The organism is Burkholderia ubonensis (genome assembly GCF_001718695.1).
In the GTDB taxonomy this organism is placed as follows: Bacteria; Pseudomonadota; Gammaproteobacteria; order Burkholderiales; family Burkholderiaceae; genus Burkholderia; species Burkholderia ubonensis_B.
In genome coordinates, this window is record NZ_CP013421.1 from 732489 (window position 1) to 749901 (window position 17413).

The following is a 17413-nucleotide window of genomic DNA, read 5'->3' on the forward strand; positions in this document are numbered from 1 at the left end:
CACCGGTCGGGTCGCACGGCGCGAACGCGCCGGATGAGGCAGGCGGAAAGTCTCCGCGGGGCGGCGCAGCGGAGGCCGCCGCCAACGATGCTGCGGCAGGACGCGCGCGAAGCGCGGCGCGTCAGCTTTCGCCCTTCGGCCCCGGGTTCAGCATCACGACGAAGCACGCCACGCCGACGATCAGCGCGGCCGCGCCGCCGCGCAGCGCGACCGTCTCGTCGAACAGCAGCCCGGTCACGACGGCCATCATGCCGGCCAGCGATACGAACACGGCGATCGCTGCAACCACGATGCGGGACTGGCGACGTATCATCGCGACCCCCGCGCCGTTATGCTGCGGCGGCCGCCGACACGTCGGCGTCGTCGCTGCGCATCAGCAGGACGGGGCATGTCGAGCCGCGCAGGAAGCGCTCCGCGACGCTGCCGATGACCATGCGCCGGATCCCGCGCCGCCCGTGCGTGCCGATCACGGCCAGATCGATGCGATGCTCGTCGACGTAGCGCTGCAGGCGTTCCGCGATGTCCTCGCCGATGCTTTCCGTCTCGACGAGCTCGCCTTCGCCCTGCGCACCGGCCGCCGCGACCGTCTGTTCGGCTTCGCGCAGCACGCGGGTGCCCTCGGTGCGGATTTCCTCGATGAGCGCATTCGGATCGAAGCGCCCCGCATACGTAAACAGCACCGACTTGTCGACCACGTAGACGATGCTGACGTTCCCGCCGCCCACCTTCGCCATCTTCAATGCCTCCGCAAGCGCCTGTTTCGACGACGTGCTGCCGTCCACGGCAACCATGATCTTCTTGTACATGCGTTCCTCGCTGGGGTGAGTTGCCGCGCAACGTCGCGCGGCCGTGTCACCATCATCAGCGCGCGTGCGACTGCGGGCTTGACGACGATCAAGCTCCGCGAAAATCCCGTTGTGCGGCCAAGCGCCGCGCGCCACGCTCGGTGCATCGCGCCGAAGGCGCTATCATCAGACCTTCGATCTGCGTCCGGCCCCGTTTTGCCGGCCCACTTTCACCTCACTCAACCGACATGACAACGACTACCGAACGCGTGGACGGCGCCGCCCAGCATCTCGTCGCCGCCCGCCATGCCGGCGTGCCCGGCCCGCTGCTGCCCGATGCCTGCCGCCCGCAGGACGTCGACACCGCGCTGGCGATCCAGCATCGCGTCGCCGACCTGCTCGGCGAAACCATCGGCGGATGGAAATGCGCATTGCCGCCGCCGGGGCGCGTCGTGGTCGCGCCGATCTTCGCGTCGACGATCCGCGAAGCCGATGGGCCGTACCGCGTCGTGGGCGGCCCGATCGTGCGCATCGAACCGGAGATCGCGTTCGTGATCGACCGCGATCTGCCGCCGCGCGAGCGGCCCTACGACGAAGACGACGTGCGCGGCGCGATCCGCGAGGTGCGTGTCGCGCTCGAAGTGCTCGGCTGCCGCTACGCGGAGCCGGCCCGCGCGTCGAAGTTCGAACTCCTCGCCGACGGCCAGTTCAACCAGGGGCTGTGTGTCGGCCCCGTCGTGCAAGACGGACTGAACGCACCGCTGGAGACGCTCGCGCTGTCGTTCGAAGGCGCGCTGAACCGCACGATCGACGGCCGGCACCCGGACGGACATCCGCTCAGGCCGCTGCTGTGGCTCGTCAATTTCCTCGCCGCGCGCGGCGAATCCGTTCGGGCCGGCCAGATCGTGACGACGGGTTCGTATGCCGGCGCGATCGACGTGCCGCTCGGCGATGTGCTGACCGTGCGCTTCGGCGAGCTGGGCAGCCTGACGGTCACGCTGACGGCTTGACGGCCGAGTCGTAGCAGGTCGCGCGCGGCGGTTGAGGCGTCGGTTGACGCTGAGGCCGAGGCGCCCGCAGCCGCTGTTGCCCCGGATTCAGGGCAACGCAGCGGCGCGACTTCCGCGCGCGGCAGCGTCGCAACCGCCTCGGTGACGCGGACGGCATGACGCGCGAGCCGTCGCGAAGTTCGGGCAGGTCGCGCGCCTCGGTCGAGGTTGAAGCGTCGGTTGAGCCTGAGGCAGCCGCTGCCCACGCCGCGCCATGCCGAGCCCAACGTCCCGGCGCGCCTTCGCCACCGGGCTACACCGCAATCACCCCTCGCGCAGCGTGCCGGCGCCACGTGATACCGTTGCACATCGCGCACGCACCGCCTCCACCGGTCCTTCGCCATGCCGCCCGCACCGTTACCCGCCCTGCTCGACGAAGTCCTGCGCACCGTCGATCGCCGTTACCGATTGCCGCCGCTCGTGCCTGCGTCGTCGCTCGACGACGCGACGAATCCGGCCGTCGTCGTCGCGACCGTGATCGACGAAGCGCGCCGCGAGCTCGCCGACGGCCGAGCGCCCGGCGCCGCGTTGCAGCAGCGTTTCGTCGACGCGCTCGCGCGGATCATCCGCGCCGCGATGGACGCGCGCGGCGGCGATCCCGCGTTCCAGGCCGCCGTGTTGCGGCATCGCGCGCCGGTCGTGCGCGAATACGCGTCGCTCGCCGCCCACGCCGAACCGGATCGGCGCACGCTGCGCTCGGCCGTCAACACGATCGCGCATCCGGCGCGGCTCGAGCGGCACGCGCATGCGTGGCAGCGCGCGCCGCTCGCGCGGCTGCATGCGGCCGCGGCCGGCGCGTCGTGGGACACGCTCTACGCCGAACTGCGACACCTGCTTGCGCAGCCGGAAACGGCAGCCGACCCGGCATTCCAGCGGGACCTCGCGAAACTCCACGACAACCCGGCGCTCGCACGTCTGCAGCGCCTCGCCGCGCTGTCGGTCGACCCGGCGGTTCGGCAGTACCGCGCACTGTGGGAACGCCAGGGGCCGCCCGAAGGCAGCGCGCTGGCCGTCGCGCAAGGCGCGACGTCGCAACGGCGCGGCGCGGCGGTCGAAGCGCTGGCCGCGCTGGCCCTCGGGACGCTGGCCGACCAGCTCGACGCGATCGACGCGCAGCGCACGTACCGCGTGGTCACCTCCATGCGCGTGCCGTCGTCGATACCCGGCCGGCACGACCGCGCGAAAACCGAATGGGACGCGGTCCTGCTCGAGCGCGCGCGCGGCGGCGATCCGTCGACCGCGTGGAACATGCGGTTCCTCGTCGAGGCGAAGGCATCCGCGGATGCGGCCACGTCCGATCTGCCGCGCCTGCTGCGCGGGCTGAGCCTGCTCGCGCAAGCCGATCCGCATACCGTCTACGCGTTCGACACGCGTGAAGGCTCGATACGCGTGCACGGCGCGTCGCTGCACGCGCTGACGATCGACGATGCGGCATTGCAGCGCGAGGTGCTGTACTGCTGCGATGCGTCGGCCGACCCGACGCCGCGGCTGCTCGGCGCGGCCAGCCGGATGCAGCTGCTGTCGACGCCGGCGAGCCTCGCGTATGCGAGCGCGCTGGCGCAGCACGGGGACGCCGACACGGCCATCCTGCAGGCCGTCTGGGAAGCGTTGCTGACGCAACCGTCGTGGCGGCCGGTGCTGCACCAGTACGAATCGCTACGGCAGGTGCGCGCGCTGATGGTCGGCGTCGACGATCTGCTGGCCGCGATCGACGGCGACCAGGCCGACAACGCCGTGAACGATGCGTGACGCGTTACTCGACGCATCGCGTCGCGCGTTGATGCGCGCCGCATAAGCGGTCGGCAGGCTCAACGAGCCTGTGCGGCTCCAGCGCGGCGCGGTCGTCCCAGCCCACGCGCGATTGCGCCGTCCGTCTGCGCTTCGTCTACAACGCTCAAGAGCTTCATCGACCATTCGACGGTCGACGCCATTCGCGCTGCCAGCCGCGCCATCCAATGCGCGGCCGGCAGCGGGTACACGGTTCGGACCGTCGCGACGCGCGGTGTCCGGCCGAGCCCGACATCGCCGTCACTTTCGGCATCGGCATCGGCATCGTTCTCACCGCAGGCACCAGCGCCCCGCGAAGTCCCCAACTCCCCGCCACACGTGATGTACGATACGCGCCGAGGCGAAATCCTCCTGAGAGAACCGGCCGTCGCGCCCCCATCCAAGCACAAGAAAAATGCCAATCACCCTGACGCTGCACCGAAACCTGATCGCCTCGCTGACGGCGAGCCTGCTTTGCGTTCCCGCCGCCCATGCCAGCTCCGACGACACCTGCGACGTGCAGCTCACGCTGCGGCAGGGCGCCTACTCGTGCGGCAACGTGCCGATGCTGAGCCCCGGCAACGACACGCGCATCAACGCGATGCTGCTGATGGTCGACAGCGGCAAGGTCGCGCAGCTCTTCCCGGACCCGAAGACCATCCCGGCGAAGGAGCGGATCAACCAGATCGTCGTGCCGTTCCCGATGGATTTTTCCGGCTGGATCGATATCGGCCAGAAGTCGCCCGACAAGACCGGCGACGGACAGGACGCCGATCCATCGTCGAACCGCTACGCCGATGGCGAAGGCAGCATCTGCCGCAGCATGGAGTCGGGCGCGCAAGCGTTCAACGACGCCCTGAGCGGAGCGGCCGGCCTTCCCGCTGACGAAGCCGCGCGCCTGCGCGCCGCCCGCGCCGACATCGCGCAGAAGACCTGCGCCGCGGGCGGCGCGACCGCTTCCTGGACGCGACCGCCGGTCAAATCGGCGCTCGCCCGCGACTTCGCGACCTACCTCGACGGCGCGAACGCGTTCTACCGCTTCGACTTCCTCGCCGCGACCAAGGCATTCGCCGGCGCATCGCGCAGCGCCAACCCGTGGCTGAAGGAAACCGGGCTCTATATGGCCGGACGCGCGCAGCTGAACGCCGCGCAGGCCAATGCCTTCGACAACGACAGCCCCACGCCGTCACGCGAACGCGTGACGAAGGTCTCGCTCGACGCCGCCGACACCGTGTTTCGCACCTACCTGAAGATCTATCCGCAGGGCGACTACGCGGTGTCCGCGACCGGGCTGTTGCGGCGCATCGCGTGGCTCGGCGGCAACGTCACGCAACAGGCCGACCTGTACGGTCACGCGCTCGCGCGCTGGTCGCCCACGGCGTCGAACGTGCCGCTCATGCAACTGGCGAATGAACTCGACAACAAGCTGCTGTTCGCATCGGGATTCGACGCGCGCCAGGTCCAATCGCCCGCCATGCTGGCGACCGTCGACCTGATGCGCATGCGCACGTCGAACAGCGGCGACGCGAGCCGCGACAAGCCGCTGACGCTGGACGAGCTGCGCGCGCAGAAGCCGCGCTTCGCCGCCGCGCCGGCGCTGCACGACTATCTGGTCGCGACCTGGTATCTGCAGATCGGGCACAAGCCCGATGCCGCGCTCGCACTGCTGCCGCAGACGCCCGGCGCGTCGCTCGACTACTTCGGCCTGAGCCAGCAGACGCTGCGCGCCTTCGCGCTGGAGGACAGCGGCCAGACCGACAAGGCGCGGCAGCTCTGGCGCGATCTGATCCCGCTCGCGAAACTCCCCTTCCAGCGCGAAGCGCTGGAGCTCGCGCTCGCGATCAACCTCGAGCAGGCTGGCCTCGTCGACGACGCATTCGCCGCCGATTCGCCGGTGCAGAATGCGGCGATCCGCGCCGTGCTGTTGCAGCGTACGGCCGGGGCGGCGCTGCTGCGCACGCAGGCGCAGAACCCAGCGACCAGCGCTGCACTGCGCGACATCGCGCTTTATACGCTGCTGTACAAGGAGTTCACGCGCGGGCACTACGCCGACTTCGTCGCGGACGTCGCGCTGGTGTCCGGTGCGCCGGCCGAGCCGCTGAAGCCGTTCGTCGCGTCCGGCGCGCGCAATGCGGACGGCTACGTATGCCCGTCCGCGCGCGACGTCGCGGCGGCGCTGCAACAAAACCCCGCCGACGCACCAGCGCTCAACTGCCTTGCGGACTTCGTGCGCCTTCATCCGCCCGCAGCCGGCATCGAAAGCTATGCGACCCCGGCGTGGCTGCGCAGCGCGCCGGCCGCCGCCACGCGCGTGCCGCCGACGCTCGGGAGTGCGCCGTCACTGTTCAAGGGCAAGCGGTACGAACGGATGCCGAGCTACGTGGCGGTGATGGACGATGCGCAGGCGAACCCCAACGACCGGGCCTACGCGCTCTATCGGGCGATCAAATGCTATGCGCCGTCGGGCTCCAACGATTGCGGCGGCAAGGACGTTCCGAAGACCACCCGCAAGCGCTGGTTCAATACGCTGAAGACCAGCTATGCGGGCACGCCTTGGGCGCGCAAGCTGCGCTACTACTGGTGAGCGCCGCATGAGGCGGCTCGCGTGCGTCGCGCTGCTGCTGGCGGCCCGCGCGGCGCTGGGCGGCACCGTCGATGCGCGCGACTACGATGCGTTCTGGCTATGGGCGGGCGTGAAGCCGCAGCCGGTGGTGAGTGGCGCGCGCACCGTCTACGTGCTGCAAGGCCAGATCGAGGCGTCGCCCCAGGACGATGCGCAAGTGCGCTTCATCGCTCAGGGCGTCGCGCTGCCGCCCGCACCGCATGCGCGCATCTGGCTCGTCTATCGTGCGCATACGCTGCGCTGGACGCCGCGGGTCACGCAGATCATGCTGGCCCAGCTCGCGCGCTGGCGTGCGTCGGGCCGCACGATCGCGGGCATCCAGATCGATTTCGATGCGCGCACGCGCCATCTTCAGGACTACCTTGCGTTTCTGCGGACCCTGCGCGAGACCCTGCCCGCCGATTGCCGGTTGAGCATCACGGGGCTCCTCGACTGGAGCAGCCGCATCGATACCGACCAGGTCAACCAGCTCAGGGGAATCGTCGACGAAGTGGTCGTGCAGACCTATCAGGGGCGCAGCACGATCCCGACCTACGCCGCCTATCTCCCCCGCGTCGCCCGGCTGCAGCTGCCGTTCCGCATCGGCGTGATCGAAGGCGGCGAGTGGGATGCGCCGCCCTACCTCGCGGCGAATCCGTGGTTTCGCGGGTACGTCGTATTCCTGCGCAACGGCTAACGCGCGGCTATGCGGCGGTGGCGCCGCCCGCGTGGGCAGTGCCGCGCCGCCGCTAGCTGATTACGCCTGGACGAACGCCAGCAGGTCGGCGTTGAGGACGTCCGCGTTGACCGTCAGCATCCCGTGCGAATAGCCGGGATAGGTTTTCAGCGTGCCGTTCTTCAGCAGCTTGATCGACTTCAGTGCGGCATCCGCGATCGGCACGATCTGGTCGTCCTCGCCATGCAGCACCAGCGTCGGCACCGAGATCGACCGCAGGTCTTCCGTCTGGTCGGTTTCGGAGAACGCCTTGATCCCGTCGTAATGGGCCTTCGCACTGCCCATCATGCCCTGCCGCCACCAGTTCCGGATGACGCCCTGATGCACCGTCGCCCCGGGCCGGTTGAAGCCGTAGAACGGGCCGGACGGCACGTCGAGGTAGAACTGCGCGCGGTTGTCGGCGAGCGCCTTGCGGAAGCCGTCGAAGACCTCGAGCGGCAGCCCCGCCGGATTCGCGTCGGTCTTGAGCATCAGCGGCGGCACCGCGCTGACCAGCACCGCCTTCGCGACGCGGCCGGCCGGCTCGCCGTGCCGCGCCACATAGCGCGCGACTTCGCCGCCGCCGGTGGAATGGCCGACATGCACCGCGTTGCGCAGGTCGAGCGCTTCGACCACCGCGAACGCATCGGCCGCGTAGTGATCCATGTCGTGGCCGTCCGACACCTGCGTCGAGCGGCCGTGGCCACGGCGGTCGTGCGCGATCACGCGAAAGCCGCGTTGCACGAAGAACAGCATCTGCGCATCCCAGTCGTCGGAAGACAGCGGCCAGCCGTGGTGGAACATGATCGGCTGGGCGTCCCTCGCGCCCCAGTCCTTGTAGAAGATGTCGACGTGGTCCTTCGTAGTGATGTACGGCATGGCTGCAGGCTCCTTTGGGGTAGGTGGACGTCGCATGCCGGCGGGCCATCCTGGCGGATGGCGGGATCGAGTTGCGGCGCGGCGGCACATGCCGCGCCGCTCGATTCGGCACCTCTTCGTTGTAGCGGAAAACTGCGACCGCGTCATGAAGCCAAATACATGAGCGCACGCAGCGGCGCCCGACAGCGCGCCAGCGCACACTCTTTTGCGCAACTAACCGTGTGAATTCGCGACGCTCGCGCGGCGGCGTGCCCGCGCATCAGCCGTCGGTCGACACGGTCAGCGGCTCCCATGCGCGGATGTCGTCCTGCAACGCCGCCCATTTGGCGCGCACGAGGCGCAGCGCGTCGCTGCCGAGCAGCAGATGGGCCGGCGGAGCATCGGCTTCGATGACGGCGAGCATCGCCTGCGCGGCCTTCACGGGATCGCCCAATTGCCGGCCGCTGTTGCGTTCGCGCGCCTGCCGGACCGGATCGAACAGCGCGTCGTAATCGGCGATCGAGCGCGGCGTCCGCGTCATCGAACGGCCGGCCCAGTCGGTGCGGAACGAGCCCGGTGCGACGGCCGTCACCGCGACGCCGAACGGCGCGAGTTCCTTGCCGAGCGCTTCGGAGATGCCTTCGAGCGCGAACTTGCTGCCGCAGTAGTAGGCGATGCCCGGCATCGTGATGTGCCCGCCCATCGACGTGATGTTCAGGATGCGGCCGCGCCGGCGGGTGCGCATGAACGGCACGACGGCCTTCATCATCGCGACGGCGCCGAACACATTCACGTCGAATTGCCGGCGCAGCTCCGCCAGCGGCGACTCCTCCACGATGCCTTCGTGTCCGTAGCCGGCATTGTTGACCAGCACGTCGACGGGCCCGACGCTCGCCTCGAGCTCCGCGACCACGCGGTCGATGCGCTCGAAGTCGGTCACGTCGAGCACGCGGCCGATGGCCGCCTGCGGGGACAGCGCTTCGAACGCGCGCCGCGCATCGTCGCTTCTCACGGTGCCGACCACCGTGTACCCCGCCGCCAACGCCTGCTGCGCCAACGCCCGGCCGAAGCCGCTGCTCACGCCGGTGATGAGCATGATGGTGCCTGATGCCATGTGAAGTTCTCCAGAAAGTCGATCACGGCATGCATGCTAGTCTGAGGGCCTGCGACGAATAATGCCGATTCCGCTGAGATTCTTGCCTAAAGCTATGAGCGCCATCATCACGTCACTGCCATCGCCGTCGTCGCCGCCGGCGCAGCGCCGCGCGCGGCTGATCGCGCTGCTGCGCGCGCTGGCGCCGCACGAAGGCTACAACGCGACCGCGCTGCCGAGCGTGCGCATCCTGCGCTCGGACCGTGCGCTGTCGCGTACGCCGGTGCTGTACGATCCTGGCATCGTGATCGTGTGCCAGGGCCGCAAGCGCGGCTACTTCGGCGGCGAATGCTATCTGTACGACGAGGACCATTACCTGGCCGTGTCGGTGCCCGTGCCGTTCAGCATGGAAACCGACGCCACCGTAGAGCGCCCGCTGCTCGCGCTGTACCTGCACGTCGATTTGACGATAGCCGCCGAGCTGGCGGCGCAGATCGATCGCGAAGGCGGCGCGGCGCCCGTAGAGGCGCCCAGGAGCATGATGTCGACGCCGATGGACGAAGCGATGCACGCGAGCGTGCTGCGTTTCGTCGACGCGATGCACCGGCCGCTCGAAGCGGCGGTGCTCGGGCCGGCGCTGCTGCGCGAGCTGTACTTCCGCGTGCTGACCGGCGCGCAGGGCGGCGCGCTGAGAAGCGCGCTGGCGATGCGCGGACAGTTCGGCCGCATCGGCCGATCGCTGCATGTAATTCACGCCGACTATGCGCGCGCGCTCGACGTGCGGCGGCTTGCGGCCAAGGCCGGCATGAGCGTGCCGAGCTTTCACAGCCACTTCAAGGCGATCACACATGCGTCGCCGATGCAGTACCTGAAATCGACGCGGCTGCATCAGGCGCGTCTGCTGATGGTGCGTCAGGACCTGACGGCGGAAGCGGCGGCCTATGCGGTCGGTTATACGAGCCCGTCGCAGTTCAGCCGCGAGTTCAAACGGCTGTTCGGACTGACGCCCGCGCAGGAAGCGAAGCGCATGCGCGCGAGCTTCGCGCTGCCCGAGCCGTTCGACGGTGCGGTGTTCGTGGCGTCGCATTGAGCAACGCATGCGACGCAGCTGCCCGATCGCCGCCCCTTCACCGCGCCCCCACCCTCCACACCGTCACCTCATGCAGCGTCTCGCCGGGTTTGAGCACGGTCGTCGGGAACGCCGGCCGGTTCGGCGAATCGGGAAAATGCTCGGCCTCCAGCGCGAACGCGTCGGTCTGCCGGTAAAGCGTGCCGCCCTTGCCGGCGACGCTGCCGTTCAACCCGTTGGACGTATAGAACTGCAGCCCCGGCTGCGTCGTGTAGACCTCCAGAAACCGTCCCGATGCCGGATCGTACGCACGCGCGGCGAACGCCGGCGCGGGCTGGCCGCCGTGGTCGAGCACCCAGTTCTGGTCGTACCCGTGCGCAATGGCGAGCTGCGGATCACGATCGCGCAGACGCGCGCCGATCGGCGTCAGCTGGCGCAGGTCCATCGGCGTGCCGGCCACGCTCGCCAGCGCGCCGGTCGGAATCGACGTCGCATCGGTCGGCGTGAAGCGCGCCGCGGCGATCTCGATCAGTTGCCGTTCGACACTGCCGCCGTCGTGCCCCGCGAGATTGAAATAGCTGTGGTTGGTCAGGTTGACGACCGTGTCCCGGTTCGTCGTCGCGCGATAGTCGATGCGGATCAGGTCGTCGCGCGTCAGCGTGTAGGTCACGTCGGTGGTCAGCGTGCCGGGAAAGCCGTTTTCGCCATCGGGGCTCACGTAACGCAGCGTCACGCTCGAACCGTCGGCGTCGCTGCGCGTGCCCGTCACCGTCCACACCTTCGCGTCGAAACTATTGGGGCCGCCATGCAGCGTATTCGGCGGATCGTTGACCGGCAGCGTCCAGGTCTTGCCGTCGAGCACGAAGCGCCCGCGTGCGATGCGGTTCGCATAGCGGCCGATCAACGCACCGAAATGGATGTTGCCGTTGTGCGCCTCGTAGTCGCGCAGCGAATCGAAGCCGAGCACGATATCGGCGGGCTTGCCGTTGCGGTCCGGCACGTCGAGCGCCGTCACGATGCCGCCGTACGTGATGATCTTCAGCGTCACGCCGTGCGCGTTCGCGAGCGTGTACTGGCTGACCGGCTGGCCGGCCGCGGTGGTGCCGTAATGCGCACGGCTGACGGACACGTCGGGCGCGGCCGCTGCGGCCGATGCCGTCGACGCAGCGTTCGAGCCGAGAGCAAACGTTGCGCATGCACAGATCGCGAGCACCGGCCGCCGTGTCGAGAGCGGGTTCATGGACGACCTCCGAAACGGTTGTGTCCATCGCGCCGCGCAATCCGCATGCCTGCCGGGCGCGCGACGATCGCGCGCGACCACCGCCGCAAACGAAAACGGCCGCCCGAAGGCGGCCGCATCGATCAACCTTAGCGCAGCGCTTACTTGCTGTAGTCGTACACCCCGCGCCCCGTCTTCCGCCCGAGGCGCCCTGCCGTCACCATCTCGCGCAGCAGCGGGCACGCACGATACTTCGGATCCCCGAAGTCCTTCAGGAACACGTCCATCACCGCGAGGCACACGTCGAGCCCAACCAGATCCGCGAGCGCAAGCGGCCCGATCGGATGGTTCGCGCCCAGCTTCATCCCCTGGTCGATCTCCTCGGCCGACGCGATCCCTTCGGCGAGCACGAAGAATGCCTCGTTGATCATCGGCACCAGGATGCGGTTGACGACGAACCCGGGCGAATTGCGCACGCCGATCGGCGACTTGTCGAAGCGCTCCGTCAGCGCGCGCACCGCGGCCGCGGTCGCGTCGCTCGTCTGCAGCCCGCGGATGATCTCGACGAGCGGCATCAGCGGCACCGGATTGAAGAAGTGCATGCCGACGAAGCGCGACGGGTCGGCCAGCGGCGCGGCGAGCGCGGTGATCGAGATCGACGACGTGTTGGTCGCGACGATGGCGTCCGCGCGCACCACCGCTTCGATCTGCTTCAGGATGCGCGCCTTCAGCTCGACGTTCTCGGTGGCCGCCTCGATCACGATGTCGGCCGCGGCCAGCCGCTGGTAGTCGGTCGACGTCTCGATGCGCGCGAGCGCGGCGTCGCGCGTCGCAGCGTCGAGCTTGTCCTTCGACACGAGCCGCTCGAGGCTGCCCTTCAGCGTGGCGACGCCCTTCGCGAGCGCCGCGTCGTTGACGTCGATCATCACGACGTTGAGTCCCGCAACGGCCGCGGTTTGCGCGATGCCGTTGCCCATGGTGCCGGCGCCGATGACGCCTACGGTTTCGATGGCCATGACGATTCCTGTGGTCGGGTGCTGAGCGCTCGATTATTGAAGGTTCTCGAAGATCGCGGCAATGCCCTGCCCGCCGCCGATACACATCGTCACGAGCGCGTAACGGCCGCCGATGCGCTTCAGTTCATACAGCGCCTTCACGGTGATCAACGCGCCGGTCGCGCCGATCGGGTGACCGAGCGAGATGCCCGAGCCGTTCGGGTTCACCTTCGCCGGATCGAGCCCCAGCTCCTTCGTCACCGCGCACGCCTGCGCGGCGAACGCCTCGTTCGCCTCGATCACGTCGAGATCGGCGACCGTCAGCCCCGCGCGCTCGAGCACCTTCTGCGTCGCCGGCACCGGGCCGATGCCCATGTACGCCGGATCGACGCCCGCATGCGCATACGCCACGAGCCGCGCGAGCGGCTTCACGCCCTGCGCGCGCGCCGCATCCGCGCTCATCATCAGCACCGCGGCGGCCGCGTCGTTGATGCCCGACGCGTTGCCGGCCGTCACCGTGCCGTTCTCCTTCTGGAACACCGGCTTGAGCTTCGTGAAATCGTCGGCGCTCGCGTCGTTGCGCACGTGCTCGTCGGTATCGAACTGCACTTCGCCCTTGCGCGTGCGAATCGCGATCGGCAGGATCTGGTCCTTGAAGCGTCCTTCCGCGATTGCGCGCGCCGCGCGACGGTGCGATTCGAGCGCGAGCGCATCCTGCTCGTCGCGCGAGATGCCGTACTTGCGCGCGACGTTCTCCGCCGTCACGCCCATGTGGATCGTCTGGAACGGGTCGTGCAGCGCGCCGAGCATCATGTCGACGAGCTTCGCATCGCCCATCCGCTGCCCGAACCGCGCGGCCGGCACGGTGTACGGCGCGCGGCTCATGTTTTCCGCGCCGCCGGCGATCGCGACGTCGGCATCGCCGAGCAGGATCGTCTGCGCAGCCGACACGATCGCCTGCAGGCCCGAGCCGCACAGCCGGTTCACGGTCAGCGCGGGCGTGTGCTGCGCAACGCCGCCGTCGATCGCCGCAACCCGCGCCAGATACATGTCCTTCGGCTCGGTGTTCACGACGTGGCCGAACACCACGTGGCCGACCGCGTCGCCGGGCACGTTCGCGCGCGCCAGCACTTCGCGCACGACCTTCGCGCCGAGTTCCGTCGGCGCGAAGTCCTTCAGGCTGCCGCCGAAATCGCCGATCGCGGTGCGAACGCCGCTCACCACCACCACTTCCTTTGCTGCTTGGCTCATCATCTCTCTCCAGTTCGGTCGCGCACGCATGCGCGGTCACGCATTACATGTTCGGGTAGTTCGGCCCGCCGCCGCCTTCCGGCGTGACCCACACGATGTTCTGCGTCGGGTCCTTGATGTCGCAGGTCTTGCAGTGCACGCAGTTCTGCGCGTTGATCACGAGGCGATCGCTGCCGTCGTCGTTCTTCACGAACTCGTACACCGCCGCCGGGCAGAACCGGCTTTCCGGCCCCGCGTACGTGCGCAGGTTCACGTTCACCGGCACGTTCGCATCCTTCAGCGTCAGGTGCGCCGGCTGGTTCTCCTCGTGGTTCGTGTTCGAGATGAACACCGACGACAGCCGGTCGAACGTCAGCTTGCCGTCCGGCTTCGGATACTCGATCGGCTCGCACTGCGACGCCGGCTTCAGCATCTCGTGGTCCGCGTGCTTGTGATGCAGCGTCCACGGCACGTTGCCGCCCATCACCTTCTGCTCGAGGCCGACCATCAGCGTGCCCAGGTACAGCCCCTTCGCCATCCACTGCTTGAAGTTGCGTGCGCGGTACAGCTCGGTGTACAGCCACGACTGCTTGAAGGCGTCTGGGTATGCATTCAGTTCGTCCGCCTGACGGCCGGCCTGCACCGCATCGAACGCAGCGTCGGCCGCCAGCATCCCGGTCTTGATCGCCGCGTGGCTGCCCTTGATCCGCGACGCGTTCAGGAAGCCCGCGTCGTCGCCGATCAGCGCGCCGCCCGGGAACACCGTCTTCGGCAGCGACAGCAGCCCGCCCGCGGTGATCGCGCGCGCGCCGTACGACACGCGCTTGCCGCCTTCGAGGAACGCGCGGATCGACGGATGCGTCTTGTAGCGCTGGAATTCCTCGAACGGCGACAGGTACGGGTTCGTATAGCCGAGGCCGACCACGAAGCCGACCACGACCTGGTTGTTGTCCATGTGGTACAGGAACGAGCCGCCGTAGGTGTCGGCCTTCAGCGGCCAGCCGGCGGTGTGGATCACGAGGCCCGGCTTGTGCTTGGCCGGATCGATTTCCCACAGCTCCTTGATGCCGATCCCGTACGCCTGCGGATCGGCGTTCGCGTCCAGCTTGAACTTCGAGATCAGCTGGCGGCCGAGGTGGCCGCGGCAGCCTTCGGCGAACAGCGTGTACTTCGCGTGCAGCTCCATGCCGAGCTGGAAGTTCTCGGTCGGCTCGCCGTCCTTGCCGATGCCCATGTTGCCGGTGGCGACGCCCTTCACGGAGCCGTCGTCGTTGTACAGGATCTCGGCGGCCGGAAAGCCCGGGAAGATCTCGACGCCCAGCGCCTCGGCCTGCTGGCCCAGCCAGCGCGTGACGTTGCCGAGCGAAATCACGTAGTTGCCGTGGTTCTTGAAGTTGTCCGGCAGCGCCCAGTTCGGCGTCTGCATCGCGCTCTTCTCGGACAGGAACAGGAAGCGGTCCTCGGTCACCTCGACGGTGAGCGGCGCGCCCCGTTCCTTCCAGTCGGGGAACAGCTCGCTGATCGCGCGCGGGTCCATCACCGCGCCCGACAGGATGTGCGCGCCGATTTCCGAGCCCTTCTCGAGCACGCACACGCCGATCTCGGCGCCTTTTTCAGCGGCGAGCTGCTTGAGCCGGATCGCCGCGGACAGCCCGGCAGGGCCGCCGCCGACGATCACGACGTCGTATTCCATCGATTCGCGCGGGCCGTATTGCGCGAGCAAGTCCTGGGTGGTCAAAATACTGTCTCCTCCTGCGCTCCGACCGTGGCGGTCAGAACTGGTCTTCCGTCAACGCGAGCACGCCCTCGCCGCCCCTCGCGCCGACGATCGACGCTTCGAGCCCGCCCGCCTGCACGAGAATGTGTTCCGCATAGAACTGCGCGATCGCGATCTTCGCGTCATAGAACGCCGGATCGTTCGCGCGGTTCGCATGCGCCGCCACCAGCGCGCGCGCCATCTGCCACCCGCACAGCACCACGCCCGCCAGCTTCAGGTACGGCACGCTGCCCGCGAACACCGCGTTCGGGTCCTGCTTCGTGTTCGCCACCACGTAATCGACCACCGCCGACAGCGAGCGCGCGCCCTTCTCCAGCTGCGCCTTCATCGACGCCGCCGCCGCGCCGTCGAACTTGGCGAGCGCATCGACGGTTGCGTCGATCTCGCCGAGCAGCGCCTTCGCCACCGCGCCGCCGTCGCGCACCGTCTTGCGGCCCACCAGGTCGTTCGCCTGGATCGCCGTCGTCCCTTCGTAGATCGCCAGGATTCGCGCGTCGCGGTAGTACTGCGCCGCGCCCGTCTCCTCGATGAAGCCCATCCCGCCGTGCACCTGCACGCCCAGGCTCGCGACGTCGTTCACCATCTCCGTGCTCCAGCCCTTCACGACCGGCGCAAGATACTCGTAGATCGCCTGATGGCGCGCCCGCGTCGCCTCGTCCGGATGACGATGCGCCATGTCGCTGTGCGCGGCCGCCACATAGGCCAGCGCCCGCGCGCCTTCGGTCAGCGCGCGCATCATGCCGAGCATCCGGCGCACGTCCGGATGGTGGATGATCGCCACCGACTGCTTCGCCGAGCCGTCCACCGGCCGGCTCTGCACGCGCTCCTTCGCGAACGCCGCCGCCTTCTGGTACGCGCGATCGGCCACGCCGATGCCCTGCATCCCGACGCCGAAGCGCGCCGCGTTCATCATGATGAACATGTATTCGAGGCCGCGATTCTCCTCGCCGACCAAGTAGCCGATCGCGCCGCCGTGATCGCCGTACTGCAGCACCGCGGTCGGGCTCGCCTTGATGCCGAGCTTGTGCTCGATCGACACGCAGTGCACGTCGTTGCGCGCGCCGAGGCTGCCGTCGTCGTTGACCAGGAACTTCGGCACGATGAACAGCGAAATCCCCTTCACGCCTTCCGGCGCGTTCGGCGTGCGCGCCAGCACGAGGTGGACGATGTTCTCGGCCATGTCGTGCTCGCCCCACGTGATGAAGATCTTGGTGCCGAACACCTTGTACGACCCGTCGCCCTGCGGCTCGGCGCGCGAGCGCACCAGCGCGAGGTCGGAGCCGGCCTGCGGCTCGGTCAGGTTCATCGTGCCGGTCCATTCGCCCGAGATCAGCTTCGGCACGTAGCGCTGCTTCTGCTCGTCGGTGCCCGCCGTCAGGAGCGCCTCGATCGCGCCGTCGGTCAGGAGCGGACACAGCGCGAACGACAGGTTCGCCGCGTTCAGCATCTCGATGCACGGCGTCGCGATCAGCTTAGGCAGCCCCTGGCCGTCATACTCGGCCGGATGCTGCAGCCCCTGCCAGCCGCCTTCGACGAACTGGCGGAACGCGTCCTTGAAGCCTGGCGTCGCGCTCACGGCGCCGTCCTTCCAGCTGCTCGGGTCGCGGTCGCCGTCGACGTTCAGCGGCGCCAGCACTTCGCCGCAGAACTTCGCGGATTCGTCGAGCACGGCCTGCGCGGTGTCGAAGCCCGCATCCTCGAAACCCGGCAGCTGCGCGACGGCGTCGATGCCGGCCAGTTCCTTCAGCACGAACAGCATGTCCTTGACGGGGGCGGTATAGCTCATGGTCGTTGTTCCAAATCAGGCAGTGAATGAAGCGCGCGGCCCGCGCGGCTGCGGCAAAACCGGCCAGCACCAGGCGACGTCGTGGCCCATCGTAATGCCGACGCGGCCGTTTCCCATTGTCATATCCGGCCCACCTACTGACAAAATCGGCCACACGATGCGCGCATGCCGACACCCGAACCCGGCCCTTGCGCAGCGTGTGCCGACGCGGATTTCCACGGGGCCGACGCGGCCACGGCACGCCGATCGGGCGGCCGGGGCGGCGCGCCGGTCATCGCGATGGACGCCTTCTATGGGAAAACCCTAGGGCCTGCGCGCGCTGCGCATTTCGCATGCCGGTGCCGCGCTGCACGATGCGCGGCAGACTGGCCGCGTCGGCCGCCGATCCGGATGCCGCGCCGAGACGCGCGCGTCGACGAAACACAGCGGCGCGGCAAAAGACAGCCGCGATGCGACCGCGTGCTGCCC

The 17413-nt window shown here is 68.8% G+C and carries 14 protein-coding genes; 5 read left to right on the forward strand and 9 right to left on the reverse strand.

Annotation, left to right across the window (positions count from 1 at the left end):
* Nucleotides 1-121: 121 nt before the first annotated feature.
* Nucleotides 122-313 (reverse strand): DUF2964 family protein, encoded by a 192-nt coding sequence (locus tag WJ35_RS18085; protein WP_011879803.1) that lies wholly within the window; start codon nt 311-313, stop codon nt 122-124.
* 16 nt (nt 314-329) lie between these two features.
* Complete coding sequence (locus WJ35_RS18090; RefSeq protein ID WP_069239621.1) at nt 330-806, reverse strand: universal stress protein; 477 nt, start codon at nt 804-806, stop codon at nt 330-332.
* A 227-nt stretch (nt 807-1033) separates the two neighbouring features.
* On the opposite strand from WJ35_RS18090, the gene WJ35_RS18095 reads away from it, so the two are divergent.
* The 4 genes from WJ35_RS18095 (at nt 1034) to WJ35_RS18110 (ending at nt 6900) form a co-directional block, all read left to right on the forward strand.
* Nucleotides 1034-1795 (forward strand): 2-keto-4-pentenoate hydratase, encoded by a 762-nt coding sequence (locus tag WJ35_RS18095; RefSeq protein ID WP_069239622.1) that lies wholly within the window; start codon nt 1034-1036, stop codon nt 1793-1795.
* Nucleotides 1796-2176: 381 nt separating this feature from the next.
* Nucleotides 2177-3583 carry a 3-deoxy-D-arabino-heptulosonate 7-phosphate synthase gene (locus WJ35_RS18100; protein ID WP_069239623.1) on the forward strand — a complete coding sequence of 469 codons (1407 nt, stop codon included), beginning with the start codon at nt 2177-2179 and terminating at the stop codon, nt 3581-3583.
* Between the two features lie 433 nt (nt 3584-4016).
* The gene (locus WJ35_RS18105; RefSeq protein ID WP_069239624.1) at nt 4017-6185 is read left to right on the forward strand and encodes a hypothetical protein; all 2169 of its coding nucleotides are present in this window, start codon (nt 4017-4019) and stop codon (nt 6183-6185) included.
* A 7-nt stretch (nt 6186-6192) separates the two neighbouring features.
* The gene (locus tag WJ35_RS18110) at nt 6193-6900 is read left to right on the forward strand and encodes a DUF3142 domain-containing protein (protein WP_069239625.1); all 708 of its coding nucleotides are present in this window, start codon (nt 6193-6195) and stop codon (nt 6898-6900) included.
* A gap of 60 nt (nt 6901-6960) precedes the next feature.
* Here WJ35_RS18110 and WJ35_RS18115 read toward each other — a convergent pair whose 3' ends face one another.
* Nucleotides 6961-7797, reverse strand: coding sequence for an alpha/beta fold hydrolase (locus WJ35_RS18115; RefSeq protein WP_069239626.1), 837 nt, complete (start codon nt 7795-7797; stop codon nt 6961-6963).
* 259 nt (nt 7798-8056) lie between these two features.
* Nucleotides 8057-8890: an oxidoreductase gene (locus tag WJ35_RS18120; RefSeq protein ID WP_011879796.1), complete on the reverse strand. Its 834-nt coding sequence runs from the start codon at nt 8888-8890 to the stop codon at nt 8057-8059.
* Between the two features lie 94 nt (nt 8891-8984).
* Here WJ35_RS18120 and WJ35_RS18125 point away from each other — a divergent pair, with 94 nt between their 5' ends.
* Complete coding sequence (locus WJ35_RS18125; RefSeq protein WP_043292581.1) at nt 8985-9959, forward strand: AraC family transcriptional regulator; 975 nt, start codon at nt 8985-8987, stop codon at nt 9957-9959.
* 37 nt (nt 9960-9996) lie between these two features.
* On the opposite strand, the gene WJ35_RS18130 is transcribed toward WJ35_RS18125, so the two are convergent.
* The 5 genes from WJ35_RS18130 to WJ35_RS18150 form a co-directional block, all read right to left on the reverse strand.
* The gene (locus WJ35_RS18130; RefSeq protein ID WP_011879794.1) at nt 9997-11178 is read right to left on the reverse strand and encodes an aldose epimerase family protein; all 1182 of its coding nucleotides are present in this window, start codon (nt 11176-11178) and stop codon (nt 9997-9999) included.
* A gap of 140 nt (nt 11179-11318) precedes the next feature.
* On the reverse strand, nt 11319-12173 hold the full coding sequence (locus WJ35_RS18135; protein ID WP_069239627.1) for a 3-hydroxybutyryl-CoA dehydrogenase: 855 nt from the start codon (nt 12171-12173) through the stop codon (nt 11319-11321).
* 33 nt (nt 12174-12206) lie between these two features.
* Entirely contained in the window at nt 12207-13403 is a 1197-nt protein-coding gene (gene bktB, locus WJ35_RS18140) for a beta-ketothiolase BktB (protein ID WP_069239806.1), read from the reverse strand.
* A 43-nt stretch (nt 13404-13446) separates the two neighbouring features.
* Nucleotides 13447-15075, reverse strand: coding sequence for an electron transfer flavoprotein-ubiquinone oxidoreductase (locus WJ35_RS18145; RefSeq protein WP_420480906.1), 1629 nt, complete (start codon nt 15073-15075; stop codon nt 13447-13449).
* A gap of 79 nt (nt 15076-15154) precedes the next feature.
* Entirely contained in the window at nt 15155-16945 is a 1791-nt protein-coding gene (locus WJ35_RS18150; protein WP_069239629.1) for an acyl-CoA dehydrogenase, read from the reverse strand.
* Between the last annotated feature and the right edge of the window lie 468 nt (nt 16946-17413).

Excerpts from the sequence above, each read along its gene's own strand:
- bktB (WP_069239806.1), bottom strand. The coding sequence starts at position 13,403 with ATGAGCCAAGCAGCAAAGGAAGTGGTGGTGGTGAGCGGCGTTCGCACC.
- WJ35_RS18150 (WP_069239629.1), bottom strand. The coding sequence starts at position 16,945 with ATGAGCTATACCGCCCCCGTCAAGGACATGCTGTTCGTGCTGAAGGAA.
- WJ35_RS18105 (WP_069239624.1), top strand. The coding sequence starts at position 4,017 with ATGCCAATCACCCTGACGCTGCACCGAAACCTGATCGCCTCGCTGACG.
- WJ35_RS18135 (WP_069239627.1), bottom strand. The coding sequence starts at position 12,173 with ATGGCCATCGAAACCGTAGGCGTCATCGGCGCCGGCACCATGGGCAAC.
- WJ35_RS18110 (WP_069239625.1), top strand. The coding sequence starts at position 6,193 with ATGAGGCGGCTCGCGTGCGTCGCGCTGCTGCTGGCGGCCCGCGCGGCG.
- WJ35_RS18100 (WP_069239623.1), top strand. The coding sequence starts at position 2,177 with ATGCCGCCCGCACCGTTACCCGCCCTGCTCGACGAAGTCCTGCGCACC.
- WJ35_RS18085 (WP_011879803.1), bottom strand. The coding sequence starts at position 313 with ATGATACGTCGCCAGTCCCGCATCGTGGTTGCAGCGATCGCCGTGTTC.
- WJ35_RS18095 (WP_069239622.1), top strand. The coding sequence starts at position 1,034 with ATGACAACGACTACCGAACGCGTGGACGGCGCCGCCCAGCATCTCGTC.
- WJ35_RS18120 (WP_011879796.1), bottom strand. The coding sequence starts at position 8,890 with ATGGCATCAGGCACCATCATGCTCATCACCGGCGTGAGCAGCGGCTTC.
- WJ35_RS18125 (WP_043292581.1), top strand. The coding sequence starts at position 8,985 with ATGAGCGCCATCATCACGTCACTGCCATCGCCGTCGTCGCCGCCGGCG.
- WJ35_RS18145 (WP_420480906.1), bottom strand. The coding sequence starts at position 15,075 with ATGGAATACGACGTCGTGATCGTCGGCGGCGGCCCTGCCGGGCTGTCC.
- WJ35_RS18130 (WP_011879794.1), bottom strand. The coding sequence starts at position 11,178 with ATGAACCCGCTCTCGACACGGCGGCCGGTGCTCGCGATCTGTGCATGC.
- WJ35_RS18115 (WP_069239626.1), bottom strand. The coding sequence starts at position 7,797 with ATGCCGTACATCACTACGAAGGACCACGTCGACATCTTCTACAAGGAC.
- WJ35_RS18090 (WP_069239621.1), bottom strand. The coding sequence starts at position 806 with ATGTACAAGAAGATCATGGTTGCCGTGGACGGCAGCACGTCGTCGAAA.